The sequence below is a fragment of the Streptomyces albipurpureus genome (genome assembly GCF_023701525.1).
GTDB lineage: Bacteria > Actinomycetota > Actinomycetes > Streptomycetales > Streptomycetaceae > Streptomyces > Streptomyces albipurpureus.
The window spans coordinates 1-4,306 of the sequence record NZ_JAMQAW010000119.1; the positions used below are offsets into that span (position 1 = coordinate 1).

The 4,306-nt window shown below is 68.0% G+C and carries 8 protein-coding genes and 2 pseudogenes; all 10 read left to right on the plus strand.

Features of this window, described 5'->3' with window-relative positions; genetic code table 11:
• Positions 1-594 (plus strand): annotated as a pseudogene (locus NBG84_RS39915) (hypothetical protein); the annotation flags it as partial.
• Positions 591-821, plus strand: coding sequence for a hypothetical protein (locus NBG84_RS39920; protein ID WP_250924647.1), 231 nt, complete (start codon positions 591-593; stop codon positions 819-821). The pseudogene NBG84_RS39915 and the gene NBG84_RS39920, both read left to right, overlap by 4 nt.
• Before the next feature lie 105 nt (positions 822-926).
• Entirely contained in the window at positions 927-1,430 is a 504-nt protein-coding gene (gene ssb, locus NBG84_RS39925) for a single-stranded DNA-binding protein (protein ID WP_250924648.1), read from the plus strand.
• A 27-nt stretch (positions 1,431-1,457) separates the two neighbouring features.
• Entirely contained in the window at positions 1,458-2,009 is a 552-nt protein-coding gene (locus tag NBG84_RS39930; protein WP_250924649.1) for a 3'-5' exoribonuclease, read from the plus strand.
• 75 nt (positions 2,010-2,084) lie between these two features.
• A complete protein-coding gene (locus tag NBG84_RS39935) occupies positions 2,085-2,813 on the plus strand; it encodes a hypothetical protein (protein WP_250924650.1) in 729 nt (242 codons plus the stop codon).
• A complete protein-coding gene (locus tag NBG84_RS39940) occupies positions 2,810-3,064 on the plus strand; it encodes a hypothetical protein (protein ID WP_250924651.1) in 255 nt (84 codons plus the stop codon). Before NBG84_RS39935 ends, NBG84_RS39940 begins: the two co-directional genes overlap by 4 nt.
• Positions 3,061-3,249, plus strand: coding sequence for a DUF6011 domain-containing protein (locus NBG84_RS39945; protein ID WP_250924652.1), 189 nt, complete (start codon positions 3,061-3,063; stop codon positions 3,247-3,249). The genes NBG84_RS39940 and NBG84_RS39945 overlap by 4 nt, the downstream gene beginning before the upstream one ends.
• Positions 3,221-3,676: a hypothetical protein gene (locus tag NBG84_RS39950; protein ID WP_250924653.1), complete on the plus strand. Its 456-nt coding sequence runs from the start codon at positions 3,221-3,223 to the stop codon at positions 3,674-3,676. The genes NBG84_RS39945 and NBG84_RS39950 overlap by 29 nt, the downstream gene beginning before the upstream one ends.
• Before the next feature lie 81 nt (positions 3,677-3,757).
• Entirely contained in the window at positions 3,758-3,973 is a 216-nt protein-coding gene (locus tag NBG84_RS39955) for a hypothetical protein (RefSeq protein ID WP_250924654.1), read from the plus strand.
• Between the two features lie 96 nt (positions 3,974-4,069).
• A pseudogene (locus NBG84_RS39960) lies at positions 4,070-4,306 on the plus strand (hypothetical protein); the annotation flags it as partial.

Genomic DNA, 4,306 nt, shown 5'->3' on the forward strand with positions numbered 1-4,306 from the left:
ACCGAATTCGTCGCGTGGCTCGTGAAGAAGGCCCACGAGCGCCGGGCACTCGGCAGGCAGTACGCCAAGCAGGCCGAGTTCATCGGCGTACTAGCAGACAAGGCACATCGGGGCGCAGTTCGCGTGTTCCTTGAGGCCGGGCCAGAACCGCTGATCGTCGATCGCTTCGACACCGCAACCGAGCCAGCGCCGGAGGAAGAGCAGCTGCTCACCATCGGGTGTATCGCCGAGGACGGGCGCCCCGTCGCGCTCCTACTGGACCCGGAGAACCGGGCCAAGGTCGGCCGCTGGCTGAACCCGTCGACCGCCAACGGTGAGGATCTGCCGGCCTACCGGGCCGAGCACGACTCGATCGTCATGGGCCTCTACCAGACCCCCGAGGAAGCTCGACGGCACTGCGAGACAAAGGTCCAGCAGGAGGAACCCAGCGGCTCGATTCAGCACATGTCCTGGTGGGCCGACGACACCGGCGACGAGGCCACATACGAGCTGCACATCACCCCGGCGGAAACCGATGGCCTGATCCGCGGCACCGGCTACGTCGTCACCCCCCTGACCGTCGCCGCCGCATATGACGCGGAGGCCGACGAATGACTCTCTCCGACGCCGAACTTGACCAGCTCATCATCGATCTCCGCCTGGGCCAGCCCCGTCGTGGAGGCAGTAAGCGGAAGCCTATCGACCACGGCACCTACCGGGGCGCCCGTCAGCACCGCTACCGCGGCGAACCGGTCTGTGAGCTGTGCTTGCCGGAAGAGGCCGCGTACACGGCAGAGCGGCAGCGCGCCCGGCGAGCAACTGCTCGGGGTGATGCCGGATGACGATGACACCGTTGGGCGGGACCTTGACCCCCAAGACCGACACCAAACCCCGATAGCCACCCGCCGGAACCGGCTACAGCCGGTCCCACATAAGGAGAGATCCCCTTGTTGCCCAGCATCGCCGGCACCGGCCGACTCACCGCGGACCCAGAGCTCCGCTTCACCCAGTCCGGCAAAGCCGTCGCCTCCGTACCCCTCGCCTTCAACTCACGCCGGCTCAACAAGCAGACGAACGAGTGGGAAGACGGAGATGTCTTCTACATCCGCGGCACGGCATGGGAGCGCCTAGCCGAGAACATCGCCGAGACCTTCGCCAAGGGCATGGAGGTCATCGTCACTGGCGAGCTGCGTACGGAGTCGTGGGAGAAGGACGGCCAGAAGCACGAACGGCCGTCGCTCATGATCCGCTCCATCGGCCCCTCGCTGGCGTTCGCCGTCGCAGCAGTGTCGAAGGACGCAGCCTCACAGTCCGGCGGCCAGCGCCCCCCTCAGAGCTCAGCACGACCCCAGCAGGGCCAGGCACAGCGCTCCCGCCCGACCGCACCCCCGACTGACGACCCGTGGGCCGTTGACCAGCAGGCCGGCCACTCAGCCGAACCCCCGTTCTAGACCTCTATCGCTTCTAAGGAGCACCCGTTGAAGATCTTCTACGACACAGAGTTCCTGGACGATGGCCGAACGATCGACCTGATCAGTATCGGCATGGTGGCCGAGGATGGCCGTGAGCTGTACGCCGTCAGCTGCGAGTTCGACCAGGCCGCAGTCTGTCGGCACGACTGGCTGATGGCCAACGTCTGGCCCTCACTACCGATCATCAAGAACCCACACGGCAAGCGCGGCGTGGATCACCTCGACCTCGACCACCCCGATGTCAGGCCCCGCGCCCAGATCGCTCGCATGGTGCAGGAATTCATCTACGCGACACCTAACCCGGACCTTTGGGCCTACTACTCGGCGTACGACCACGTCGCCTACGCCCAGCTCTTCGGCCCAATGAGCCAGCTCCCCGCCGGCCTTCCCATGCAGACCGACGACTTGGTCACTGAAGCCAAACGTCTCGGCCTCTCGCCCAACGATCTGCCCACGCAGACCGAAGGCCACCACAACGCCATCGAAGACGCCCGCCACAACCGAGTGATGGCCCAATACCTCGACGCCTACGCCGGACGAACCGCACTCGGCAACTGACCACCACCCGCGCTACCGGACTTGGGGTCCACCACTCATGGACCCGCCCCCGGGCACACCCGCCTGGAGCCCACCATGTTCGGACTCACCACCCGCCGCGAACTCCACGACGAGATCGACGCCCACCACACCACCATCCGAGCCCTCCGCACCATCGAGGAACTCGTCCCCGCCCAGCGCACCGGCGTACCCATCGAGCACCCCGACGAGCTCTGGTCCCTCATCGACTGGAGCCTGTGGGCATCCGGCATGGGCGACGCCTTCCGCGAGCAGCTGGCCGACGCACTGTTCTCCGCGATCACCCCAGAGCAGCACCAGACCGCCCTCCGACTCATCCAGGCCTGGACCGACAGTGGCCGCGAGCCCATCGGCCGCAGGAAGTACGAGAACCTGCGAGCACGCCTCTCCCGCGCCGTACGAGGCGCAGACCGGTGGCGGAAGGAAGCCCACCGCCAAACCCGCAGCGCCCACGTCCTAGCCGAGCAGCTGCTCCAGGCCACCAGCGGGCACTCGGCTGGCGCCCGCCGCACCCTTGGCCTCCCCGAAGACGGGCCGTGGGAGCGAGCCGTCGAGGGGCTCAACGCCCTCGTCGACGCCGACATCCCGTTCCACATCGAGCCCGACGGCCACATCTCCAACACCTCCGGTGACGAGCACATTGAGTGGGACCGCAAGGCCAACCGGTGGCGCCTCGTCCATGACGACGAGGACCTCCTGGCACCCACCGCCGGATCGGTCATCCACGCGGACACTCCCGTAGCCGCCAGCGGACTCGGCTCAGTGGTCACTGCGGCACGCGGATGAGCCACGACCCGTTCGAGCCGCTCGTCTGCCCGATCACCGACTGCCCGGAGACCGTGACCGAGTTCGCGATGTACGGGCACCTGGAGGACGAGCACGACCCCGCCGAGCTGATCACCCGGCTCGTCGAACTCGCTCCCGACCTCCCGTATCACCGCTCGGTCGAGTGCCAGAAGTGCGGCACCTCCGGGGCCCGCCCCGGCGACCACCCGCTGTGCGCGGAGTGCGAGCGAGAGGTCGGCATCAGCCCGTGACCGACCCGGCCCTGCCTCGGCAGTGCCGGATGTGCCACCGGCGGCTCCGTGACCCCGCGTCCCGGGCCGCCGGTATCGGCCCCGTCTGCCACCGCAAGCTTCGCCCCACCCGCGGCACCCCCACCCCGGAACAGCTCACCCTCGACGAGGAACCCCATGGCCCCGAACACACCCAACCCTCCTGATCAGGAGGACCCCCCGGCCCCGGACGATGCCCTGCACGATGCCGAGACTGCGATCACCCGCACTCGCGCCACGTTGCGCGACTACGCCGCACACGGCTGTACGACGGTGAACATTCAGCAGGTCCTCGGTCTGCTCTCCCCGGCCCAACCGATCTACAAGGACGCGCCGATGACCGAGCCGCTCACCACCGAGGAGCCGACCTCGCCGCCCCGCCTCCTCATCGACCTCTGCGAGCAGCACCGGCCCGTAGTCGAACCCGACCCCGTCGCACGAGGTACCGGCCGGTACCTCGTCAGCTGCAAGGCATGCGACGGGAACCGCCAGCACCCCATCAACGCTCGGCAGCCCGTTCCCGAATGCCGGTTCTGGACCATGGCAAAGGCATACGGCTACGTACAGGACGCCACCGGGGAGCCGAGCCGATGAGCAGTCCATACCGCATCCTCGTCACCGGCAGCCGCACCTGGGACGACATCACCATCAACCAGCCCAAGGAGACCTGACCTGATGCTGCACTACGCCAGCGACGGCCGCGAGATCCACCACCACCCCCGCTACCACCTGCCCAAGCTCTACCGATACACCGTCGCCGACACCGCCCCCCGCGCGTTCTGGAACCGCTACCAGAACCGCGTCAGCAAGGCCACCATCGGCGCCGGCATCGTCATCGGCCGCTACGCCTACTGCATCAAGTGGGCCAACGCCGAGACGAAGCTCCACTGACCACCCGCACATGCAGCAGGGGCGTCCCGCGATCTCCCCAGACCAGGACGCCCCCAGGTGGCCACACCGTATCCCGCCCAGCACCACGGAGACGCGATGACCACCACCACCGCCACCGCGCAGCACCTTCGCACCATCGCCACGACATGGGGTGACCTCGAAGACGCACTCGGCGCCGCCACCCAGGCCGGCTGGCCACCCGTCAGCCTCCGCAGCTACCTAGCCGGACTCGACCAGGCCGACATCGAGGAAGCCGCCGCCCTCCGGGCCATGGAGCGCTCCCCGGACCAGATCGGGCAGCGTCCCATCCCCATCAGGCTCGACATCACCGAC